Genomic DNA, 22,538 nt, shown 5'->3' with positions numbered 1-22,538 from the left:
AGTGAGAGATAAGTATGAATAAAGGACGAATCACACAGGTTATGGGGCCTGTTGTTGACGTAGTATTTGAAGACGGCGATCTCCCTTTTATCAAAGATGCACTGGAAGTTGTGAATAACGGGAAAACGTGCATTATGGAGGTTGCCCAGCACCTCGGAAATAATGAGGTGCGCTGCCTGATGCTGTCTGCCAGTGAAGGCCTGTGCAAGGATATGGAAGTGACAGCTACAGGAGCAGGGATTCAGGTTCCTGTAGGTGAGCAGACGCTGGGCAGGCTGTTTAACGTGCTCGGCGAAACTATTGATGATGGAAACCCTATTGATGATGATACAGAAAAATGGGTTATCCACAGAACTCCGCCTACATTTGAGGATCAGAGTCCGGTAGTAGAGATTCTGGAAACAGGAATCAAGGTTATCGATCTTCTGGCTCCCTACGCAAAGGGCGGAAAGATCGGTCTTTTCGGCGGCGCCGGCGTGGGGAAAACCGTTCTGATTCAGGAGCTGATCCGCAACATTGCCACAGAGCACGGCGGATATTCCATTTTTACCGGAGTCGGCGAACGTTCCCGTGAAGGAAATGACCTTTGGACGGAAATGAAAGAATCCGGAGTTCTGGAGAAAACAGCCCTGGTGTTCGGACAGATGAACGAGCCCCCCGGAGCGCGTATGCGTGTGGCTGAGACAGGACTTACCATGGCAGAATATTTCCGTGATGAACAGCATCAGAATGTCCTGCTGTTTATTGATAATATTTTCCGTTTTACTCAGGCGGGTTCCGAGGTGTCCGCTCTGCTGGGACGTATGCCGTCAGCAGTAGGATACCAGCCCACTCTGGCAACAGAAATGGGTGAGCTGCAGGAGAGAATCGCATCTACAAGGAACGGTTCTGTTACCAGTGTGCAGGCCGTATACGTTCCGGCAGACGACCTGACAGACCCGGCTCCCGCGACAACATTTGCTCATCTGGATGCCACCACGGTACTTTCCAGAAAGATCGTAGAGCAGGGTATTTACCCGGCGGTAGATCCGCTGGAGTCCAGTTCCCGTATCCTGGAGGCGGATGTAGTCGGCGAGGAACACTATGAGGTCGCGAACAAAGTAATCGCAATTCTCCAGAAATATAAAGAACTGCAGGATATTATCGCGATTCTGGGTATGGAAGAGCTTTCCGACGAGGATAAGGCTACGGTAATGCGCGCGAGAAAGATTCAGCGTTTTCTGTCACAGCCTTTCTTCGTGGCAGAGACATTTACCGGTATTCCGGGAAAATATGTGCCGCTGAAAGAGACCATCCGTGGATTTAAGATGATTATTGACGGAGAGATGGATGAATATCCGGAATCTGCTTTCTTCAATGTGGGTACGATTGATGATGTCATTGCAAAGGCGAAGGCAGAGCAGGCAGAAGCATAGCGGGAGTTGGTGTAAATGGATACATTTGGTCTGAAAATAATTGCAAGCGATAAGGTTTTTTATGAAGGAAGATGCCGCAATCTGATTATTCCGGCGCCGGATGGAGAGATAGGACTTCTTCCCCATCATGAAAATATGGTGATCGCCATTGAAGTTGGAATAGCCCGTATGGAAGTGGAAGCAGGCAAATGGAATGAGATCGCTGTAGGAACAGGATTCGCGGAGATTGTGAACAATCGTGTGACGCTTCTGGTAGATACGGCCGAAAGACCCGAGGATATCGACGTCCGCCGGGCTCAGGAACAGAAAGAGCGGGCGGAAGAACAGATGCGCCAGAAACGAAGCATACAGCAGTATTATCACACACAGGCTTCCCTGGCCAGAGCCATGAACCGTCTCCGCCTCGCCCAGGACAAGAAGTGGAATCTGTGATAAGAGAAGGAAACCGGAGATTTCTCGAAGACGTATTTGGAGCCGGACTTCCCCGCCGGCCGTCTCCAAAAGCCGCATCCAGAAAACTGCAGTTACCTGACCGATTTTTTCCGGCCGGGATGTGTCGGAAACGGAGGGGAGAAACTGCAGAAAAGAGATGGGCAGAAGTTTAGGCGAAAGTGTAAGAGATGAGCGGTATGGGAAGCAGGCGACTTTGAAGAAAGCTTAGAAAAAGTTAAGTCTCCGGAATCTGATGCTAAGACTGAAAATGATTCTGTCTGAGCCAAAGGCGAGTTAATCATTTTCAGTCTTGTCTTGCGTCAGATTCCGGAGGCTTTAATTTTTCTTAGCTTTCGGAACGGAGTCTGCTTCCCATACCGCTCATCTCGACCCCCTTCGCGAGAAACTCTGAATATTCTTTTTCAGATAGTTCTCCCCTCCGTTCCCTACACATCCGCCTTACTTAAGGAGAAGATGAACTCTGTGCCTACTCCTTCTGTACTTACTACATTGATATGTTCATCATGCGCCTGGATAATCTCTTTTACAATGGAAAGTCCCAGTCCGGTGCCCTTTTTATCTTTGCCCCTGGACAGATCTGATTTATAGAAACGTTCCCATATTTTGTTCAGCTCTTTTTTGGGAATTCCCATTCCCCGGTCTTTTACGGAGACAAATACTTTTTCATTCTTTTCAGCCACTTCGACTGTGATCGTAGATTCGTTTCCGCTGAATTTAACCGCATTATCAATCAGATTATAAAGCACCTGCTGAATTTTCCGCATATCAGCATTTACCGCAACAGAGCCCGGAAGAAGCAGCAGCTGGATAGAAATATGCTTTGGAGTACATACGCCTTCGAAAGAGGCGGCCGTGCTTTTTATGACATCCTGGATGTCGAAACGGGTCTTATCCAGCAGAAGTTCTTTTGTATCAAACTCGTTGAGCGTGAGGAGATCTTTTGTCAGATCGGTCAGGCGCTCTGTTTCAAAGAGAATGATGTTCAGATATTTCTGATACATTTCCGGCGGAATGGTGCCGTCTGCCATGGCGGTCAGATATCCTTTGATGGAAGTCAGAGGAGAACGGAAGTCATGAGAGACATTTGCCACAATTTTCTTCTGATAATCATCCATATCTTTAAGCTGAACTGCCATGTAATTCAGAGATGCGGACAGATACCCCATCTCATCATGGGTGTACACAGGAATCTCATAGTCCAGATTGCCTGAGGCATACTGTTTTGCCGCTTCAGATATCTGCTTAAGAGGATTATATACAAAAAACTGAAATCCCAGCAGAAAGATGAAGGACAATAGAAAAATCACGCCCAGACAAATGTATATAGAAACCATAATTTCAGAACAGCTCTCTTCGATTGATGACAGAGGAGAATGGATCAGAAGATAGCCTTTTGTGGAAAATCCCTGAGTAACCGGGGCCATAACCGTGATCATATCCTCGTCAAAATATCCGTGGTAAGTTCCTGTAATGTACTGACTGCTGCCGATTTCCGCCGGATCGAAGTTTTCAATTGCGTCAGGAGAAGATGTACCCTCCAGATTGGAAGACGTAATCATGGTTCCGTCACTGGAAACAAACCACAGCGAAGAGTCCAGGTACAGTCTCATGGCCGCAAGCTGAGCCTGAACAGACTGGACGGAAGAAGAATCTGTAAAATAAGAAGGCAGATAATCGCTTGCAATCAGCGTGGCCTCCCGGTAAAGAGTCTGGGAGGTATCATCTTCCAGCTGGGTCTGAATCAGTTCTTCAGCCAGCATAGCGGTTGTAAAAACGCACAGAAATCCGAATATAATATAAAGTACAATAAATTTTAAGTGCAGAATGCTTTTCATTAGTTAATACTCCGGTGTTATTTCGTCTCAAATTTATAGCCGATGCCCCATACAGTGCTCAGTTTCCAGCCGGGATGATCTTTGATCTTTTCTCTGAGCCGCTTGATGTGGACGTCTACAGTTCTTGTATCGCCGATATACTCATAGCCCCAGATACGGTCAAGAAGCTGCTCGCGGGTAAAGACCTGATTCGGTGAGGAAGCCAGACAGTAGAGCAGTTCCAGCTCTTTCGGGGGCATTTCAACCTGTCTGCCGTCACACATGACAGAATAGTTGGTCAGATTGATAACCAGCCCGTCATATTCTGCATATTTGGCTTTTTCCGCAGGAGCTTCCGCTGCTTTGGCAGGCTGATAGCGTCGCAGTACGGCCCGGACCCTTGCAACCATTTCCTTGGAGTCGAATGGTTTCATAATATAATCGTCAGCGCCCAGCTCCAGGCCCAGCACCTTGTCAAACACTTCACCTTTCGCAGAAAGCATAATAATCGGAGTGGTGGATTTTGCCCGGATTTCCCGGCATACCTGGTAGCCGTCAATACCGGGAAGCATCAGATCCAGAAGGATCAGATTCGGATTGTATGTTTCGAACGCGGACAGCGCGTCCTCTCCATTGTGTACGATTTTTGTATCAAAACACTCTTTCGTAAGATAGAGTGAAATCAGTTCGGCAATATTTTCATCGTCATCGACAATCAGGATTTTCTGTTTCCCTATCATAGTGGTTTTCCCTCCTTTTATCCCAGTTCTACAATTGTAACGCCGGCATCCCCTTCGCCGAATTCGGCCAGCCGGTAGGATTTTACATGTTTCTGGCGCCGCAGGTATTCATGAATGCCTTTGCGGAGAGCGCCGGTTCCTTTTCCGTGAACGACACGCACGGTATTCAGATGTGAGAGGAGTGCGTCGTCCAGATATTTGTCCAGTTCTGCTACAGCTTCGTCTACTGTTTTGCCGAGGAGATTGATCTCAGGGCTTACAGAGAGGGATTTCCCCATTTTCATACTGCTTTTGGAAGTGCGGCTGAATTTTTTCGCAGCGTACGGCACCGGTTCTTCTATGATTTCCAGATCAGAAATATTTACCTGGGAGCGAAGAATACCCATCTGTACGGTTACGTTTCCTTTTGAGTCGGGGAGAGAATGGATTGTTCCGGTCAGATTCATGCTCAGAACTTTTACAGATTCTCCCAGTTTGAAGTCGCTTGCTTTGTACTTTTTCTTCTGCTTTGCAGCTTTAACCGCAGCGTCAGCCTGCGTGGTTTTTATTTTCTGTCTGAGACGCTCCCGCTCTTTTTCCATTTCGGCGGCTGAAATATTTTCTTTGCCGAATTTGTGGAAGTTGCGGATCGTCTCATCTGCTACTTCTTTGGCTTCCCGCAGGATGGCATTGGCTTTTTCGTTTGCCTCCCGGATAATCCGGTTCCGCTGTTCTTCCAGCTTTTCCTGCCGCTGCTGTGCCTGGGCTTTCAGCGCTTCTGTTTCTTTCCGGTATGCCTGGATTTCCGCACGTTCCTGTTCGATTGTGCGGCGGCTGGTTTCCAGATCAGTAAGCAGGTCTTCAAAGGAAATATCCTGCTCACTCAGCCGCTTCCTGGCGTCTTTGATAATAAACTCAGGAAGCCCCAGCTTTCCGGAAATGGCAAATGCATTACTCTTTCCGGGAATGCCGATGAGCAGACGGTAAGTAGGACGCAGACTTTCTACGTCAAATTCGCAGCAGGCGTTTTCTACGCCTTCTGTGGAGAGTGCGTATACTTTCAGTTCGCTGTAATGGGTGGTTGCCATTGTGCGGATTCCCCTTTTGTGAAGATAGGACAGAATCGCAATGGCGAGAGCGGCTCCCTCCGTCGGGTCTGTTCCCGCGCCCAGCTCGTCGAACAGTACAAGGGACTGTTCATCTACCTTTTTCAGAAAAGAGACAATATTTGTCATATGAGACGAAAAGGTGCTCAGACTCTGTTCAATGCTCTGTTCATCTCCGATATCCGCGTAAACCTGATAAAAAACGGCAAGTTCCGAACGGTCTCCCGCGGGAATGTGCAGTCCGGCCTGCCCCATCAGCGTAAACAGCCCTACAGTTTTCAGGGACACGGTTTTTCCGCCTGTATTGGGTCCTGTAATAATCAGAAGAGTAAAATCTTCTCCCAGAGAAACTGTGATGGGGACTACGGTACGGGGATCCAGAAGCGGATGCCGCCCTTCCCGGATGCGGATGCGGCCTTCCTGATTGAATACCGGCCGGCTGGCCTGCATGGACAGAGCCAGCGCGCCCCGGGCAAATATAAAGTCCAGATCTGTCATGGCCCTGTAGTCCTGCCGGATTTCTTCCACATAAGAGGCGGCCTGGCTGCTCAGATCCGCAAGGATGGCCTGGATCTCTTCCTGCTCTTTTGCATAAAGTTCTTTGAGATCATTATTCAGTTTTACAACAGCCATCGGCTCAATAAATAATGTAGAGCCGGTGGAAGATTGATCATGGATCAGCCCCTGTACCTGTCCTCTGTATTCCGCTTTTACCGGAAGACAGTAACGGTCCCCGCGCATAGTAATAATCGGATCCTGAAGATAAGAGCGCCAGGAGCCGTTTACCAGTCCGCTGAGAGTGGCGTGAACCCGGTCGTTAATCGTACTCATATTCCGCCGGATCCGTTTCAGTTCACTGCTGGCGTCGTCCGCGATCTCCTCCTCGGAGATAATACAGCGGTCGATTTCATTTGACAGCGGACTCAGGGGTTCCAGAAGGTTAAAATAGTCGTCCAGGCAGTCGGCAGCGTCCTCCTGAGTGTCGTGCCTGCCGTAGGATTTGGCCCGGGCGGCGTTTTTCAGGAGCCGGCAGATGCGCAGAAGTTCGGAAATGCTTAAGGCCCCTCCTATTTCCAGTCGTTTCATGGACTCCTCTATGGGTGCGGCGTCGCCGAAGGAAAAACGGCCTTTCCGGATAATTCTTGTAAATGCGGCAGCCGTCTGTTCCTGAAAAGTATTGATTTTATTCAGATCAGTCATGGGCTTAAGCCTCCGGCAGAGCTGGCGCCCGCGGAAGGAAGAGGCTTCCTCTTCCAGAAGCCCGATGATTTTATCATATTCCAGTTTTGTCAGAGTTTTCTGATTCATAAATTCACCTGTCTGTTATTTTCTAAGTTTTTCTGTTTATATATTATGTCCGGTTTTCTCTCCGGCTGTAATCATTTTACCCCATTCCTTTTTCCATGACAAGAGCGCAGCGTCCTTTCCATGGCAGGCATGGCTGAGCTGCCGCAAATTTCAGGCCGCGCCGGACAGTTACGATTGAACAATCCAAATGAATCGGTTATACTATAATCTGAAGGAGAAATTATGCCTATGCTGCACAGGAAGAATCGGAATCCGGATCAGGAGGAGACTCCGGAAACCACCGTTGATAAGCAGAAAGAAAATCCGCAGAAAGAAAGCGCACATTTGGATGCGGCTCAGACAGAAAACTCTTCGGCAGGCAGTACAGCGGAAGAAGAGCAGAAGCCGGAGAAATACTCCTTTCTGCAGGAGACCATAAAACCCGAGCCCTTAAGCAGGGAAAGACTTTTCAGGCAGACTGCCAGAATTGCTCTGTACGGTGTGATTCTGGGAATTTTTGCCTGTATTGGTTTTTTTGCGCTCAAACCCTGGGCAGAGCGGACATTTAAGGGAGAACCTGAGACCGTAACCATTCCGGAAGATGAGGAACCATCGGAAGAAGAGCAGAAAGCGGAGGAGGAAAAGACCAGGGAAACAGAACAGAAGCTGGATTCACTGAGTTATGAAGAAATGCTTGCATCCATGTATAGTCTGGCAGATGAAGCAAAGAGAAGTGTTGCCACTGTGAGTCGGGTATCCGGAGGAACGGACTGGACAGACGAGACAACAGGAATTGAAGATTCGGCGGCCGGAATTGTTACTGCGGACAATGGGCAGGAACTGCTGATATTTGCCCCGGACTCTGTATGCAGCGACGCGGAAAGCTGGATTGTTACATTTGCAGATGGATCCCGGTATGGGGCTTCTTTGAAAATGCGTGACCGCAACCGCTGTCTGGCGGTATTCAGCGTCCGGCGAAGAGAAATTTCCACTTCTACATGGAGTTCTGTAAAAGTTGCCGTTCTGGGAAATTCCAATCTGACGCAGCAGGGAGATCCGGTGATTGCTCTGGGAAATACTTTCAGTTACGCAGACGGAATCAGTTATGGAATTATCAGTTCTACTGATTACAAAGAAACTTTTTACGACGGAGAGTGCGATATCCTTGCAACCGACATTTCCGCTGCTTCGGGCGGGTCCGGGGTATTGTTTAATATGCAGGGCGAGGTTGTGGGTCTGATTATGGCTTCGATCTGGGAAGATGAAGGGACAAATACGGCAAACGCTTATGCCATATCAGATCTGAAGTCTGTGATCGAGCTTATGGCGAACGGGCAGAACGTGCCGTATATCGGTGTATACGCAACAACAGTTACCTCCCGGCTGAAAGAAGATCAGGGAATGCCGGCAGGCATTTATGTAATTGACGTGGATCCTGATTCTCCGGCCATGGCGGCAGGAATACAAAGCGGTGATATTATCTGTGAAATAAACGGGGAAACGGTGACCAATCTGGTGACATTCGAGAAGGCTGTACTGGAGACCCGGACAGATCAGCAGATACAGATCAAAGGCAAACGTCTTGGAGCTGACGGTTATGTGGATGTGGATTACACGGTAACTGTGGGGCAGAAATAAAAATAGAAGAATAGAAAGAGGAATGAAATGAGATATATCAGTGGACTGCATGAAGGAGAGACAATCAGAAACGTATATCTGTGTAAAGGGAAACGTTCCGCGGAAACGCGAAACGGAAAACCGTATGACAACCTGATTCTGCAGGATAAGACAGGGACACTGGACGGAAAAGTCTGGGATCCAAATTCCCAGGGGATTTCTGAATACAGTGAAAAAGATTTTATAGAAGTATTTGGCGACGTAATTAATTATAATGGCAATCTTCAGCTCAATATCCGGCAGATCCGGCGGGCTTATGAGGGAGAGTACAATCCGGCGGATTATATGCCTACAACCGATAAGAGTGTAGACGGAATGTATGAGGAGTTGCTGGCGTATATCCGGCAGATCTCCAACGTCCATCTCCGGCAGCTGCTGGAATATTTCTTTGTGAAAGACGAGGCGTTTATCAGCAGCTTTAAAGGACATTCGGCCGCCAAGACCGTACATCACAGCTTTTCCGGAGGACTTCTGGAACACACGCTGAGCGTGGTGCACCTGTGCGAATATTTTGCAGGTGCGTATTCCATTTTAAACAGGGATCTTCTCATTTCCGCAGCGCTGTGTCATGACATTGGAAAAACAAGAGAACTGTCCGCATTTCCGGATAATGATTACACAGACGAGGGACAGCTCATCGGCCATATTGTAATCGGTGTGGAGATGATTGACGAAGCCCTCAGAGAGCAGCCGGACTTTCCGGTAAAACTGGCCAATGAACTGAAGCATTGTGTAGTGGCTCATCACGGAGAACTGGAATACGGTTCGCCGAAGAAGCCGGCTCTGGCCGAGGCTCTGGCCCTGAATCTGGCGGACAATGCGGATGCAAAACTGCAGACGCTGACAGAAATATTCAAAGGCAAGGCCGGAACAGAGTGGCTTGGGTTTAACAGACTTTTTGAGTCCAACTTAAGGAGAACATCGGGGACGTAACAGAAAAAGGGGTTACGTCCCCCGTTTTATGAAAGGATATAAATATGGGGAAAAATGAGAATCAAATGCAGAAAAACCAGACAGTGATTACTGAGATTACAGATATAGGCGTAAACGGAGAGGGAATAGGAAAGGTGGACGGTTATACTCTTTTTATCAAGGACGCGGTGATCGGCGATCAGGTAGAGGTAAAAGTTACAAAGGCCAGGAAAAATTACGGCTACGCAAGACTGATGAAAATTCTGCGCCCTTCTCCGGACCGGGTAAATGCCCGATGTGCCTTTGCAAGACAGTGCGGCGGCTGCCAGATCCAGGAAATGTCCTATGAGAAGCAGCTGGAATTCAAAGCCCGCAAAGTACGGGGAAATCTGGAGCGTATCGGCGGCTTCCCGCCGGAACTGCTGGATCGTGTAATGGAGCCTGCCGTGGGGATGGACCAGCCCTTTGGCTATCGGAACAAGGCCCAGTTTCCCTTCGGCACAGACAAAGAAGGAAGACCGGTGACCGGTTTCTACGCCGGCCGGACACACAGCATTATTGCCAACACAGACTGCGCGCTGGGAGTGCCGGTGAACCGGGAGATTCTGAAAATTATTCTGACCTATATGGAAGAAAATCATGTTCCGTCTTATGACGAGAAAACCGGAACCGGAGTCATCCGCCATGCATTGATCCGTTTCGGTTTTACAACAAAAGAGATTATGGTCTGTCTGGTAATCAACAGCCGGAAGCTGCCTTATGAGGAACATCTCGTTGAAAAGCTGAGGGCTATAGAAGGGATGACAAGCATCTCTGTCAGCCCGAACATGGAACAGACAAACGTTATCATGGGCAGCACCTTCCGGGTGCTCTGGGGAAAGGAATATATTACTGATTATATCGGCAGCGTAAAATACCAGATCTCTCCTCTGTCCTTCTATCAGGTGAATCCGGTGCAGACGGAAAAACTGTATTCCCTTGCGCTGGAATATGCAGATCTGCAGGGCGGCGAGTCCGTATGGGACCTCTACTGCGGAATCGGAACCATTTCTCTCTTCCTTGCGCAGAAGGCAGGGCAGGTGTACGGCGTGGAAATCGTGCCTCAGGCAATCATAGACGCGCGGAAAAACGCACAGATCAACGGGATTGAAAATGCAGAGTTTTTCGTGGGAAAGGCGGAGGAAGTCCTGCCGGACTATTATGACAGGTATAAGAAAGAACACGGCGGGGAGCGGGCCCGCGCGGATGTGATTGTGGTGGATCCGCCGAGGAAGGGCTGCGATGAGGCGCTGCTGGAGACGGTTGTGAAGATGGCACCGGAGCGGGTTGTGTATGTAAGCTGTGACTCGGCCACGCTGGCAAGAGATATGAAGTACCTGTGCGGGAACGGGTATGAAGTGAGGAAAGTCAGAGCAGTGGATATGTTCCCGATGACGGTGCATGTGGAGACGGTAGTACTGCTTTCCCACAAAAAACCTGACAGCACAATCAGCGTAAAAGTGGAGTTTGGCGAGGGAGAGGGCAAGGTGCCACTTGATAATATCGCTAAAAGAGCCGAGGCGTACAAGCCGAAAGAGCGAGTTACCTACAAAATGATAAAGGAATACATAGAAGCGAAGTATGGCTTCAAAGTACATACCGCTTATATAGCAGAGGTAAAGAAAAGTTTGGGCTTGCCAATGTATGATGCCCCTAATGCGGTAGAAGAATTGAAACAGCCGAGAAAACATCCGACAGCAGAGAAAGTGGAGGCAATTAAAGATGCTTTAAAGCATTTTGAAGTCATTTAGAACAAGGGCGTATCATTAGAGATAGTGATACGCTTATTTTTTTACCAAGATTGCACATTTGAGCTGCTTTGCATTCCTACATATAATGAGAGTGAAGAAACGGAGGTGGCTCGTATGAGAGAACAGAAATTCCACATTTATCTGGATAGCCATGAAAGGACAATCCTGTTACATAGCCTTGTGGAACTGAAAAATCAGCTCCTTGCACAAGGCAGATATGCGGACTGCGTTGACGAACTGATTTTTAAGGTTACGGGCGCACCGCTGAAAAAACTCAAAGTACAACACGATTGCGGGAGGGTATGATGAATGGCGTAGAATTTAAAGAACTGTTCAAGGTAGCTGTGGAAACGCTGAGGGAAAAGACGATCACTCCGCTGTTGGAAGCAGACGTAACCTATCAGGAGGACTCTGAGAATGAGGGGATTGCGGAAATGCACTATCTCCAGTTGGATTTGACGGACGAACAGCGGAAAGTCTGTAACCGCCTGCTTGAGTGTCGGGACAAGCAAGATATTGAGTATGCTACCCACGCATATATCGCAGGATTGTATGACGCTTTTCAGATAATGGCAGTGCTGTTCCCTGATAAGTGGGACACGGACGATATACGAGAGCTGCTTGCAGCGAAAGTCAACAACTGAATATTGAAGATTTTACATAGCCGATTGGTATCAAAGCCAGTCGGCTTTTTTGCGTTCTGCGGAACTTTACATAGCCACCCTGACAAGGTGGCTAAATTTATGCGAAAGGAGGACGCATCTATGTCAAACTGCAAAGTGATTGCTCTGACAAACCAGAAAGGCGGTGTCGGCAAGACCACCACAGCGGTCAATCTGGGCGTGGGACTGGCACAGCAGGGGAACAAGGTGCTGCTCATCGACGCCGATGCGCAGGCAAACCTTACGATGGCGTTGGGATATAACCGTCCTGACGACCTGCCCTTTACCCTCTCTACCGTGATGCAGGACATCATCGACGATAAGACGGTTGATGTCTCTCAAGGGATTATCCATCACAAGGAAGGCGTTGACCTTATCCCGTCCAACATTGAGCTGTCTGGTCTGGAGGTAAGGCTGATCAATGCCCTGAGTCGTGAGAGTGTCCTGAAAACCTATGTGAATGAGGTCAAAAGGGATTACGACTTTGTGCTAATCGACTGTATGCCGAGCTTGGGAATGATAACCATCAATTCTCTGGCGGCGGCTGACAGCGTAGTTATCCCGACGCAGCCCCACTATCTTTCTGCAAAAGGTCTGGAGCTGTTGCTTCGCACGGTGTCAAAGGTCAGGCGGCAGATAAACCCCAGACTGCGTATTGACGGTATCCTGATGACGATGGTCATGACACGGACAAATATCTCTAAAGACATCATCTCATCCGTCAAGAGCGCATACGGACAGAAAATCAGGGTGTTTGATACCCAGATCCCCCACTCCGTCCGTGCTGTGGAAGCCACCGCAGAGGGCAAGAGTATTTTTGCCTATGACAAAGGCGGCAAGGTTGCCGCTGCCTATGAGCAATTCGCAAAGGAGGTGGTAGAGATTGGCGAGAAGCAGAGGAAACAAAATCGAGCTGACCGCTTACGATGACCTCTTTGAAACTGACGAAAGTCGTGCGGAGGCTGCCTTAAGCAAGATACGGGAAATTCCTATATCGGAGATTGACGAGTTTCCAGACCATCCGTTTAAAGTCTTAATGGATGAAGATATGGAACAGCTTGTTGAGAGTATCAAGCGAAATGGCGTAATGACCCCGGCGACTGTCCGGCTCAAGGAGGACGGACGGTATGAGCTTATCAGCGGACACAGACGCAAAAAGGCGTGTGAGCTTGCGGGACTGGAAACCTTAAAATGCGAGGTCAAGGAGCTGACCCGTGATGAAGCAATCATCATTATGGTAGAGAGTAACCTGCAACGCTCCACGATCCTGCCGAGTGAGAAAGCCTTTGCCTACAAAATGCGGCTTGAAGCGATGAATAGGCAGGGACAGCGCAACGATTTAACTTCGTCCCCAGTGGGGACAAAGTTGCGGAGCGATGCCGAGCTTGCTGAAAAGGTTGGAGAAAGCCGCAATCAAATTCAAAGGTATATCCGCCTGACCGAACTTGTTCCTGAAATCCTGCAAATGGTTGACGAAAGGCAGATTGCGTTCCGCCCTGCGGTGGAAATCTCCTATCTGTCCGAGGAACAGCAGTACACTCTGCTCGAAGCGATGGAATACAACGACGCTACCCCGTCACTGGCGCAGGCTATCAAAATGAAGAAATTTATGCAGGACGGAAAGCTCACAGATCACAAAAGAGCTTTCCTATCAGAACGGGAAATACACGCTGACCCTGACCGATAAGAACGGTGTGCTGTCTGAGTATTCCTTTGCTTCTTCCGACAGCAAGGTAAGCGTTGCGAAGTCCGGCAATCAGCTCATCATCACATCAGAAACCGCCTTTGACGGATCGGTGCGTATTACCGCCACAAGGAGCAATGTGCCGGCTGTCAGCAGCAGCGCAAAGATGATTGCCTATGGCGACCCTAACCTGCAGGATGTAGTGACGGGCGTGGAAAATGCCGACACTGTGCGGGCATACCTGAATGTGGAGACGCCCACTGGCACGATTGCCCTGAAAAAGACTTCCGAGGATGGCGTTGTTGCGGGCATCTCCTTTGTCATCAAGGGTGAAAAGAACTTCAACAAGACCGTTACTACGGACGAGAATGGCAACATTACCGTGGAGGACAGACTCATCGCTATCCACAATTTAGACTGCCCGTGGCGTCCCTCTGATGTAGGACGGATTTTGCGGACATTCAAAATAAAAAAGAATGTGGAGGTAACAGACAATGGCAAAATCATTATTTGAGGAACTGGGCGGCAAATACGAAAGGCAAGGGGATTATTTGATACCGTGCTTAACTGTACCCGCCGAAGAAGAACAGGCAATAGGCATCTGGGGGCAACGGCATTTAGATTATCTAAAACAGTACCGTAAAGTTACATACACCAATCTTCTTACAAGCGGCAGGCTAAACGCCTACCTTGCCGACATCAACAGACAGGCACAGGAACGCTTTGAAAGGCTCATAGAGGGTATGAAACAGGCACAGGGCATAACGGAACAGCTAAAGGCAGAAAACGCCTTAGAATGGACAGGATGCCTCAATAACATAAGGGCTTGTGCGAGGGAGATTGTGGAAAAGGAAATTATTTTTGCATAAACAGATGATTAGTGGCAGGGGGAAATCCTGCCGCTTTTTCTGCTTTAGTTTGTCAGCTTGACAAATAAAGGGTTAAGGAATATAATTAGATTCAGTATTATACAAGGAGTTAATAAATATGCGGCAAGGTATTCTTAAATAAACTGTCAATTTGATAGTGGGAACAAAAAGTAGCAGTCCCGTTTCACTTTTAATATGGGGCTTAGTTTTTTGTACCCAGTTTAAGAATACTTTTATCATGTAATTTTATATGCCCGAAAACATATAAGTGTTTTGGGGCTATTGGAGTTATTTACCCAGTGATAGGAGTATTTATCACTGGGTATTTTTATGCCCTTTTTTGGGTGTTGATAGGAGGAAAATCACATGAAAATAATTAACTTAGGCATTCTGGCTCACGTTGACGCAGGAAAGACAACATTAACGGAAAGTTTATTGTATACCAGTGGTGCAATTGCAGAACTAGGGAGCGTAGATGAAGGCACAACAAGGACAGATACAATGAATTTGGAGCGTCAAAGGGGAATCACTATCCAGACAGCAGTGACATCTTTTCAGTGGGAGGATGTAAAAGTCAACATTATAGATACGCCAGGCCATATGGATTTTTTGGCGGAAGTATACCGTTCTTTATCCGTATTAGACGGAGCAGTATTATTAGTTTCTGCAAAGGATGGCATACAGGCACAGACCCGTATACTGTTTCATGCACTACAGATAATGAAGATTCCGACAATTTTTTTCATCAATAAAATTGACCAAGAGGGGATTGATTTGCCAATGGTATATCGGGAAATGAAAGCAAAGCTTTCTTCGGAAATTATAGTGAAGCAAAAGGTTGGGCAGCATCCCCATATAAATGTAACGGACAATGACGATATGGAACAGTGGGATGCGGTAATTATGGGAAACGATGAACTATTAGAGAAATATATGTCAGGGAAACCGTTTAAAATGTCAGAACTGGAACAGGAAGAAAACAGGAGATTCCAAAACGGAACGTTATTTCCCGTTTATCACGGAAGCGCTAAAAACAATCTGGGGATTCGGCAGCTTATAGAAGTAATTGCCAGTAAATTTTATTCATCAACGCCTGAAGGTCAATCTGAACTATGCGGGCAGGTTTTTAAGATTGAATATTCAGAGAAAAGGCGGCGTTTTGTTTATGTGCGTATATATAGCGGAACATTGCATTTGAGGGATGTTATTAGAATATCTGAAAAAGAGAAAATAAAAATCACAGAGATGTGTGTTCCGACAAACGGTGAATTATATTCATCCGATACAGCCTGCTCTGGTGATATTGTAATTTTACCAAATGATGTTTTGCAGCTAAACAGTATTTTGGGGAACGAAATACTGTTGCCGCAGAGAAAATTTATTGAAAATCCTCTCCCTATGCTCCAAACAACGATTGCAGTAAAGAAATCTGAACAGCGGGAAATATTGCTTGGGGCACTTACAGAAATTTCAGATGGCGACCCTCTTTTAAAATATTATGTGGATACTACAACGCATGAGATTATACTTTCTTTTTTGGGGAATGTGCAGATGGAAGTCATTTGTGCCATCCTTGAGGAAAAATATCATGTGGAGGCAGAAATAAAAGAGCCTACTGTTATATATATGGAAAGACCGCTTAGAAAAGCAGAATATACCATCCACATAGAAGTCCCGCCAAATCCTTTCTGGGCTTCTGTCGGGTTGTCCATAGAGCCGCTCCCTATTGGAAGCGGAGTGCAGTATGAAAGCAGAGTTTCACTTGGATATTTAAATCAATCGTTCCAAAATGCGGTTATGGAGGGGGTTCTTTATGGCTGCGAGCAGGGGCTGTATGGATGGAAAGTGACAGACTGTAAAATCTGTTTTGAATATGGATTGTATTATAGTCCTGTAAGTACCCCCGCAGACTTTCGGCTGCTTTCCCCTATCGTATTGGAGCAGGCTTTAAAAAAAGCAGGGACAGAACTATTAGAGCCATATCTCCACTTTGAAATTTATGCACCGCAGGAATATCTCTCACGGGCGTATCATGATGCTCCAAGGTATTGTGCAGATATTGTAAGTACTCAGATAAAGAATGACGAGGTCATTCTGAAAGGAGAAATCCCTGCTAGATGTATTCAAGAATACAGGAACGATTTAACTTATTTCACAAATGGGCAGGGAGTCTGCTTGACAGAGTTAAAAGGATACCAGCCAGCTATTGGTAAATTTATTTGCCAACCCCGCCGCCCGAATAGCCGTATAGATAAGGTTCGGCATATGTTCCACAAGTTAGCTTAACAGCTTGCAAAAGTCATATAAAATGAGATTTGAAAGGATTAGAGACTAATTATGATGAAATGCGAATGGATATTGTGTCCTGTTTGTGGGAGCAAAACCCGTAATAAAATTAGGAAGGACACTGTTTTGGAGAATTATCCCCTTTATTGTCCAAAATGCAGACAAGAAAGATTGATTAAAGTTGACAACTTGAAGATAACTGTCATCAAAGAGCCAGACGCTTAAGACGCAGAGCCGATGAAATTGTGGAACAATTCACGAATCATCGGCTCTTTTTGTTTCGTATTTGAAAGAACAAACTCACCAAATAAAAAAAACGATATTCGGGTGGGTTATTTTGTTATACCCTAAATTACCCTCTGAATTTGTTTTTAAATTTGGAGGGATTTTTTTATGTCCTTTTTTCGGGCAGTTATCTATCTGCTCATACGAAGCAAAATTTATCAATACATAGCATATCAGAGAACGGCAGGAAACCAGTTAAAAAAATTTCTGCCAGTGCAACGGTACTTCTCACCTTGAAAGTAGAAGTACAATCTCCATACAATAGAATTACTATTTCCTATAACCGTAAAGGTCACAGAGCCTTTGCGGTTTTTCTTTTGTCGATTTTTGTTGGAAAGTGCCGTAGGGCTGTTTCTGATATGCGGTGTCGTTCTCCGCCTCTCCATCTGGATTTTTTACATTTCAAAAATTCAGATGGGAGGTATTTATGGTGAAATATGCACCAAGAAAGGTATATATCAGAGAAAGTGGCGGCTATGTGGAATTATCCTACACGGAGTTCTGCCGTTGCAGGGAATCCGACCAGACCTATATGGACAAGCTGTTTATCCCCATTCAAGGCTGTCTGCTTGAAGTCGTGAGGGAGCAATACACAGACTTCTACCGTGACAAGGAACGGTGGCGTTATCTGCAAAAATTAGATACAAAGAATAGACTGCTATCTCTCGACGGATTTACGGACAGCGAGGGGAATCCTCTGGACTTTATCACTGATGAAGCGGTGGACATTGCAGAAACCGTTGTCAATGCGGTCATGGTGGACAGGCTGAAAGCCGCCCTGCCTTTGCTGTCGGATAGTGAACAGGAGCTGATACAGGCAATCTTTTTTGACGGACTTTCCGAGCGTGAAGTCGGGGCGAGGTTGGGCATAACCCAGAGCGTTGTAAACAAACGCAAAGCCAGAATCCTAATAAAACTAAGAAAGATAATAGAAAATTAAAATTTAAGGCGTTCAGCCCCCTTGTTTTTTCCTTTGGGAAGATGAGGGGGCTTTTCTCTGCCCTCTCAATCAATTCTGATTGGAGGAAGTAAGAATGGCATACAACCACGGACGGGAGGACAGGAAATGGCGTATCTGGAAAGAAGCGGAGGAAAAGCTGCTGCGTGAGTGCGGCGTTGATGAAGCGACCATTGAGCAGATACGCATGGCGGACAGGGCAGACTTCAATTCCAACAGGCGGTTTTACCGATGGACGAATGACGTTGCGGAATATCTTGAGGACATGGCAGGCAGGGAGCGGCAGGCGGAAGTGGGTACGGTTGCGGAGTTACTGGAAGAGATTGAGAGCGAAAATCTCTATCAAGTATTAGTCACGGTGGACGGGCGTACCTTGAAAATCGTCCTGCTGAAAATGCAGGGGTATTCCACAAAGGAGATTGCCCCGCTTGTGCATTTGACGACTGGTGCCATCTATGCGAGGTTAGACCATCTGCGGAAGAAGCTGCGGAAAATTTTATAGCTTCTAAAACAGCCTGCCATCCTGCGGGCTACTGGGTGAGGGATGGAAATCCCCTCACTCATTTTTTGCAGGAGGACAACAGGATGGCATACAGGGTTAAGGCATACACGCTTCGGGAGGAATCCACGGAAAGCGGCACAAGGTATTTTATCAGCTTTAAGGACGGGCAGGGCAAATCCCACGAGTTGGAAGTGTCGGAACAGTTCTTTATGGAGTTTCGGCAGATGGAGCGCAGGAACAGGAATCTTTTCTAATGGGACGAGCGGCACAGGGAGTTTAACGAGGTATGGGACGAAACCCTTTACAGACGGGCGTTGCGTGTGCCTAAGAGCCTTGATGAACGCATGGTTGAGGAAGAACGGAATGAAACGCTCTATAAGGCGGTTGGGAGCCTTCCAGAGATACAAAGGCGGCGTTTCCTGCTCTACTACGAGTATGAGTTCAATTTTTACCAAATCGCCGCTATGGAGCATTGCACCGCTTCGGCAATACAGAAATCTGTTGCGATTGCAAAGGAGAAAGTAAAGGCGGAAATTGAAGAAATATCTCCAACCGTGACCGACACCGCCCGAAAAAGAAATCTGTTTTTTATTTGTGTGGGATTGGCGGCATTACATACTCTCACTTTTTTCCGTGGGAGTAAATCTATTTTTAAGGAGGTCAACGCCTATGTGCAACGAAAACAAAGACACCGCCCGAAAGGAGGAAAGCCATGCAGAAGTTACAGACAGTCAACGCCGAAACGCTCCTTTATGAACCGCTTGAGAAACCATCCTTTGTGGTGGACAGCCTTATCCCGACAGGCTTATCGCTGTTCTGCGGCTCACAGAAGATAGGCAAAAGCTGGCTCATGCTGAAGCTATGCTTATGCGTGTCGCAGGGAATCCCTTTATGGGATATGCCGACAATGGAGGGCGATGTGCTTTACCTCTGCCTTGAGGACACGTTCTGCCGCATACAGGACAGGTTATTTCGTTTGACGGACGAAGCAAGCGGGCGGCTCCACTTTGCCGTGGCAAGCTGCAAGCTGTCAGACGGTCTTATCGTGCAGCTTGAAGATTATCTGAAAGATTACCCAGACAGCAGGCTCATTGTCATTGATACCTTGCAGAAAGTCCGTACAGCTTCAAAAGACAATGCCTATGCAAGCGACTATGGGGACATCTCCCTCATCAAAGACTTTGCCGACAGGCACTCTCTGGCGGTCATTGTCGTACACCACATCCGAAAGCAGAATGACAGCGACGTGTTCAACAAGGTGTCTGGGACGACAGGATTAACGGGGAGTGCGGACGCTACCTTTGTTCTGGAAAAGGAGAAACGTGCGTCTGACACCGCCAAGCTGTATGTGACGGGCAGGGACACGCCTTATCAGGAATACACGCTGCGTTTCCGTGATTGCCGTTGGGAGCTTGTGGAGCGGAAAACGCAGGAGCAGCTTGCGAAAGAAACGATACCAGATGTCCTTTTTCGGTTGGTGGATTTTATGAGGGATAAGGAAGAATGGATAGGCACGGCAACGGAACTGTTAGCCGCTATGGGGGAAACGGAAACCATACCCACGGTGATTACGAAATGGCTGAATGAATACCGCACCACATTTTTAAGCGAGAACCGTATCTGCTACCAGTACAGCCGCAGGAAAGACGGCAGGCGGATTGCCCTTGCAAGGAGGGCGGGTGACAGCGGTGATGGTGGTGACAGCGATATTAGGATACCCCCCTGTTACTGTCATTGACGCTTAAAGCCATGTAAAGCTGGCGGCTCTGCCCTGCGGGTGACAGCAGTGACGGTGGTGACAGTGATTTTAGGATACCCTGCCGCTGTCATCCCTACGGGAGAACACCCCGTAAACGCAAAATGCAGGCGTGAGATTTACTCGCCCTTTTCGGTCGTGTAAAACCACCCCTGCGGTCAGAAAAATCATTCCGATTTTTCCGACTGCGTTTACAGGGTGTAACACACTACACTTTGCCCTGCAAAGTCGTGTGCCAGACGTTCCCTCTGGACTCCCTTAAGGCAGGGCTGTGCCCTGCTATCCTACGCCTTACGGCTTCGGATAAAAGAATGGCGGCATGACGGTGACGGCTCTTGCGAGGGGGGTATCCCAAAAACACCGTCATCATCGACATGACCGTCATGCAGGGGGTGAGGGTGACAGTTGCGGCAGTCGGCAGGGGGTATCCCAAAACTGCTGTCACCACCGTCACCGCTGTCACCCCAAAGGACGGTCACCCGCCGAAAGAAAGGAGGAATCCGCCTATGCCTTATGCAATCCTGCGTTTCCAGAAACGAAAAGCGGGCGGCGTTGCGGCTTGTGAACGCCACAACGAGCGGAAGAAAGAAGCCTACAAAAGCAACCCAGATATAGATATGGAACGCTCTAAAAACAATTACCATCTCATAGCACCACCAAAGTACACCTACAAGAAAGAGATTAACCGCATGGTAGCCGAAGCGGGGTGCAGGACAAGGAAAGACAGCGTGATGATGGTGGAAACGCTCATCACAGCTTCACCAGAATTTATGAACCAGTTACCGCCCGAAGAACAAAAAGCGTATTTCCAGACGGCTCTTGACTTCATTTCGGAGCGTGTTGGAAAGCAGAATATCCTCTCCGCTGTCGTCCATATGGACGAGAGAACGCCCCATATGCACCTCTGCTTTGTGCCGATTACGCCAGACAATAAGCTGTCAGCGAAAGCTATCTTAGGCAACCAGAAATCATTATCCGAGTGGCAGACCGCCTACCATGAGCGGATGTCCTCACGGTGGAATCAGCTTGAACGGGGGCAGTCCTCAATGGAAACCAAGCGGAAACACGTCCCCACATGGCTCTATAAATTAGGCGGCAGGCTTGATAAACAGTATGAAGAAATCGTGTCTGCCCTATCCGACATCAACGCCTTTAACGCAGGGAAGAAAAGGGATAAAGCGTTAGATTTACTCTCTGCATGGCTGCCAGACGTGGAGAAATTCTCTAAGGAAATCGGGAAACAGCAGGCGTATATCGACAGTTTGAAAGAGAGAATTGGGCAGGAATCAGACTATGCGGGGCGTATGCGTGATGAAAAGTACGAGCAGGAACTAAAGGTGCAGAAAGCGAATCAGAAGATATTTGAATTGCAGAGAACCAACGAGCAGATGGGGCGGCTGCTGTCAAAAATACCGCCCGAAGTGTTGGAAGAATTGCAGAAAAATCATAGAAGCAGAGCGAAAGAAAGGTAGATATGTGAATGAAGAAACAGGATTTTAAGGTGTTAAAGACCAAAGACTTGTACCCGTTCCCCGACAATCCGTTTCATGTGGCAGAAGATGAAACACTGTCAGAGTTAGCGGAAAGCATCAAGGAATTTGGCATTGTCACGCCGATAATCACACGCCCGAAAGAGGACGGGGACGGTTATGAAGTGATTGCAGGACAGCGGCGTGTCCGTGCTTCTGAACTTGCAGGGATAAATACCGTGCCTGCGTTTGTCCTGCCCTTAGACCGTGACCGAGCCATCATCACCCTTGTAGACAGCAATTTGCAGCGTGAGAATATCCTGCCATCGGAGCGGGCGTTTGCTTACAAGATGAAATCCGAAGCCATGAAGCGGCAGGGTTTCCGCACAGACTTAACCTCGTCACAAGTTGTGACGAAGTTGCGGACGGACGACAAGGTGGCACAGGGCTTCGGCGTGGGCAGGATGACCGTGCAGCGTTTTATCCGCCTGACGGAACTGATACCGCCGATTTTGCAGATGGTGGACGAGGGGAAAATCGCCCTCACGCCTGCGGTGGAACTGTCCTTCTTGAAGAAAGACGAGCAGGAAAACCTCTTTGCCACGATGGAGAGCGAAGAAGCAACGCCCTCACTCTCACAGGCACAGCGGATGAAACAGTTAAGCCAGAGCGGGCGGCTTGACATGGATACGATATTTGCGATTATGACGGAGGAAAAGGGCAACCAGAAAGAAACCTTGAAAATCAACACAAGCAAGCTGAAAAAATACTTTCCGAAGAACACAACGCCGAAGCAGATGGAGGAAACCATCATCAAACTTTTGGAGCGTGAGTTGCAGAGGAAACGCAACCGTGACAGCCGCTAATCTTCTTTTTTCGGGAAGTAAATACAGA

19 protein-coding genes and 3 pseudogenes are annotated in these 22,538 nt (G+C 47.8%); 19 read left to right on the top strand and 3 right to left on the bottom strand.

The genetic code is table 11. The annotated features are described in order from the left end of the window. Window positions 1-14 precede the first annotated feature (14 nt). Both atpD and atpC read left to right on the top strand, forming a co-directional pair. Complete coding sequence (gene atpD / locus AC0QUU_RS00870) at window positions 15-1,415, top strand: F0F1 ATP synthase subunit beta (RefSeq protein WP_474543996.1); 1,401 nt, start codon at window positions 15-17, stop codon at window positions 1,413-1,415. Window positions 1,416-1,430: 15 nt separating this feature from the next. After that, window positions 1,431-1,847, top strand: coding sequence for an ATP synthase F1 subunit epsilon (atpC, locus tag AC0QUU_RS00865; RefSeq protein WP_474543995.1), 417 nt, complete (start codon window positions 1,431-1,433; stop codon window positions 1,845-1,847). Between the two features lie 446 nt (window positions 1,848-2,293). Here atpC and AC0QUU_RS00860 read toward each other — a convergent pair whose 3' ends face one another. The 3 genes from AC0QUU_RS00860 to AC0QUU_RS00850 are packed head-to-tail and all read right to left on the bottom strand — an operon-like array spanning window position 2,294 to window position 6,815. Further along, the gene (locus AC0QUU_RS00860) at window positions 2,294-3,703 is read right to left on the bottom strand and encodes a HAMP domain-containing sensor histidine kinase (RefSeq protein ID WP_474543993.1); all 1,410 of its coding nucleotides are present in this window, start codon (window positions 3,701-3,703) and stop codon (window positions 2,294-2,296) included. A gap of 17 nt (window positions 3,704-3,720) precedes the next feature. Further along, on the bottom strand, window positions 3,721-4,422 hold the full coding sequence (locus AC0QUU_RS00855) for a response regulator (RefSeq protein WP_474543992.1): 702 nt from the start codon (window positions 4,420-4,422) through the stop codon (window positions 3,721-3,723). A 17-nt stretch (window positions 4,423-4,439) separates the two neighbouring features. Then, window positions 4,440-6,815, bottom strand: a complete 2,376-nt coding sequence (locus tag AC0QUU_RS00850) for an endonuclease MutS2 (protein ID WP_474543990.1) — start codon at window positions 6,813-6,815, stop codon at window positions 4,440-4,442. 228 nt (window positions 6,816-7,043) lie between these two features. On the opposite strand from AC0QUU_RS00850, the gene AC0QUU_RS00845 reads away from it, so the two are divergent. The 17 genes and pseudogenes from AC0QUU_RS00845 (at window position 7,044) to AC0QUU_RS00765 (ending at window position 22,510) form a co-directional block, all read left to right on the top strand. Further along, a complete protein-coding gene (locus tag AC0QUU_RS00845; RefSeq protein WP_474543988.1) occupies window positions 7,044-8,432 on the top strand; it encodes a S1C family serine protease in 1,389 nt (462 codons plus the stop codon). A gap of 27 nt (window positions 8,433-8,459) precedes the next feature. After that, a complete protein-coding gene (locus AC0QUU_RS00840; protein ID WP_474543986.1) occupies window positions 8,460-9,404 on the top strand; it encodes a 3'-5' exoribonuclease YhaM family protein in 945 nt (314 codons plus the stop codon). Between the two features lie 65 nt (window positions 9,405-9,469). Beyond that, window positions 9,470-11,173 carry a 23S rRNA (uracil(1939)-C(5))-methyltransferase RlmD gene (rlmD, locus tag AC0QUU_RS00835; protein WP_474545496.1) on the top strand — a complete coding sequence of 568 codons (1,704 nt, stop codon included), beginning with the start codon at window positions 9,470-9,472 and terminating at the stop codon, window positions 11,171-11,173. Window positions 11,174-11,287: 114 nt separating this feature from the next. Then, a complete protein-coding gene (locus tag AC0QUU_RS00830; protein WP_087266967.1) occupies window positions 11,288-11,479 on the top strand; it encodes a hypothetical protein in 192 nt (63 codons plus the stop codon). Then, on the top strand, window positions 11,476-11,817 hold the full coding sequence (locus tag AC0QUU_RS00825; RefSeq protein ID WP_474543984.1) for a hypothetical protein: 342 nt from the start codon (window positions 11,476-11,478) through the stop codon (window positions 11,815-11,817). Before AC0QUU_RS00830 ends, AC0QUU_RS00825 begins: the two co-directional genes overlap by 4 nt. 120 nt (window positions 11,818-11,937) lie before the next feature. After that, the gene (locus tag AC0QUU_RS00820; protein ID WP_474543982.1) at window positions 11,938-12,765 is read left to right on the top strand and encodes a ParA family protein; all 828 of its coding nucleotides are present in this window, start codon (window positions 11,938-11,940) and stop codon (window positions 12,763-12,765) included. After that, window positions 12,719-13,522 carry a ParB/RepB/Spo0J family partition protein gene (locus AC0QUU_RS00815; RefSeq protein ID WP_474543980.1) on the top strand — a complete coding sequence of 268 codons (804 nt, stop codon included), beginning with the start codon at window positions 12,719-12,721 and terminating at the stop codon, window positions 13,520-13,522. Before AC0QUU_RS00820 ends, AC0QUU_RS00815 begins: the two co-directional genes overlap by 47 nt. After that, window positions 13,461-13,907: pseudogene (locus AC0QUU_RS00810) on the top strand (SpaA isopeptide-forming pilin-related protein); the annotation flags it as partial. The gene AC0QUU_RS00815 and the pseudogene AC0QUU_RS00810, both read left to right, overlap by 62 nt. Before the next feature lie 106 nt (window positions 13,908-14,013). Next, entirely contained in the window at window positions 14,014-14,388 is a 375-nt protein-coding gene (locus AC0QUU_RS00805; protein WP_001129922.1) for a TnpV protein, read from the top strand. A gap of 366 nt (window positions 14,389-14,754) precedes the next feature. Next, window positions 14,755-16,674 carry a tetracycline resistance ribosomal protection protein Tet(O) gene (tet(O), locus tag AC0QUU_RS00800; protein WP_000691758.1) on the top strand — a complete coding sequence of 640 codons (1,920 nt, stop codon included), beginning with the start codon at window positions 14,755-14,757 and terminating at the stop codon, window positions 16,672-16,674. A 51-nt stretch (window positions 16,675-16,725) separates the two neighbouring features. Continuing rightward, window positions 16,726-16,899, top strand: coding sequence for a cysteine-rich KTR domain-containing protein (locus AC0QUU_RS00795; RefSeq protein WP_002779755.1), 174 nt, complete (start codon window positions 16,726-16,728; stop codon window positions 16,897-16,899). 490 nt (window positions 16,900-17,389) lie between these two features. Beyond that, on the top strand, window positions 17,390-17,899 hold the full coding sequence (locus AC0QUU_RS00790) for a sigma-70 family RNA polymerase sigma factor (protein ID WP_105116765.1): 510 nt from the start codon (window positions 17,390-17,392) through the stop codon (window positions 17,897-17,899). Between the two features lie 94 nt (window positions 17,900-17,993). Beyond that, complete coding sequence (locus AC0QUU_RS00785) at window positions 17,994-18,419, top strand: RNA polymerase sigma factor (protein ID WP_000323895.1); 426 nt, start codon at window positions 17,994-17,996, stop codon at window positions 18,417-18,419. Window positions 18,420-18,502: 83 nt separating this feature from the next. Then, window positions 18,503-18,977 (top strand): annotated as a pseudogene (locus AC0QUU_RS00780) (RNA polymerase sigma factor). A 154-nt stretch (window positions 18,978-19,131) separates the two neighbouring features. Beyond that, window positions 19,132-20,164, top strand: a pseudogene (locus tag AC0QUU_RS00775) (AAA family ATPase). 517 nt (window positions 20,165-20,681) lie between these two features. Next, entirely contained in the window at window positions 20,682-21,647 is a 966-nt protein-coding gene (mobV, locus tag AC0QUU_RS00770) for a MobV family relaxase (RefSeq protein ID WP_001820668.1), read from the top strand. 8 nt (window positions 21,648-21,655) lie between these two features. After that, a complete protein-coding gene (locus AC0QUU_RS00765; protein ID WP_000743700.1) occupies window positions 21,656-22,510 on the top strand; it encodes a ParB/RepB/Spo0J family partition protein in 855 nt (284 codons plus the stop codon). The last annotated feature ends 28 nt before the right edge of the window (window positions 22,511-22,538 follow it).

The organism is Mediterraneibacter sp. HA8405 (assembly GCF_056148955.1).
The sequence above is the reverse complement of the archived record's forward strand: the minus strand, read 5'-3'. Positions and strand labels throughout refer to the sequence as shown.

Bases quoted from the DNA above. Each gene is read 5' to 3' on its own strand.
- atpD (WP_474543996.1), top strand. From the start codon at position 15: ATGAATAAAGGACGAATCACACAGGTTATGGGGCCTGTTGTTGACGTA.
- atpC (WP_474543995.1), top strand. From the start codon at position 1,431: ATGGATACATTTGGTCTGAAAATAATTGCAAGCGATAAGGTTTTTTAT.
- AC0QUU_RS00860 (WP_474543993.1), bottom strand. From the start codon at position 3,703: ATGAAAAGCATTCTGCACTTAAAATTTATTGTACTTTATATTATATTC.
- AC0QUU_RS00855 (WP_474543992.1), bottom strand. From the start codon at position 4,422: ATGATAGGGAAACAGAAAATCCTGATTGTCGATGACGATGAAAATATT.
- AC0QUU_RS00850 (WP_474543990.1), bottom strand. From the start codon at position 6,815: ATGAATCAGAAAACTCTGACAAAACTGGAATATGATAAAATCATCGGG.
- AC0QUU_RS00845 (WP_474543988.1), top strand. From the start codon at position 7,044: ATGCTGCACAGGAAGAATCGGAATCCGGATCAGGAGGAGACTCCGGAA.
- AC0QUU_RS00840 (WP_474543986.1), top strand. From the start codon at position 8,460: ATGAGATATATCAGTGGACTGCATGAAGGAGAGACAATCAGAAACGTA.
- rlmD (WP_474545496.1), top strand. From the start codon at position 9,470: ATGCAGAAAAACCAGACAGTGATTACTGAGATTACAGATATAGGCGTA.
- AC0QUU_RS00830 (WP_087266967.1), top strand. From the start codon at position 11,288: ATGAGAGAACAGAAATTCCACATTTATCTGGATAGCCATGAAAGGACA.
- AC0QUU_RS00825 (WP_474543984.1), top strand. From the start codon at position 11,476: ATGATGAATGGCGTAGAATTTAAAGAACTGTTCAAGGTAGCTGTGGAA.
- AC0QUU_RS00820 (WP_474543982.1), top strand. From the start codon at position 11,938: ATGTCAAACTGCAAAGTGATTGCTCTGACAAACCAGAAAGGCGGTGTC.
- AC0QUU_RS00805 (WP_001129922.1), top strand. From the start codon at position 14,014: ATGGCAAAATCATTATTTGAGGAACTGGGCGGCAAATACGAAAGGCAA.
- AC0QUU_RS00795 (WP_002779755.1), top strand. From the start codon at position 16,726: ATGATGAAATGCGAATGGATATTGTGTCCTGTTTGTGGGAGCAAAACC.
- AC0QUU_RS00785 (WP_000323895.1), top strand. From the start codon at position 17,994: ATGGCATACAACCACGGACGGGAGGACAGGAAATGGCGTATCTGGAAA.
- mobV (WP_001820668.1), top strand. From the start codon at position 20,682: ATGCCTTATGCAATCCTGCGTTTCCAGAAACGAAAAGCGGGCGGCGTT.
- AC0QUU_RS00765 (WP_000743700.1), top strand. From the start codon at position 21,656: ATGAAGAAACAGGATTTTAAGGTGTTAAAGACCAAAGACTTGTACCCG.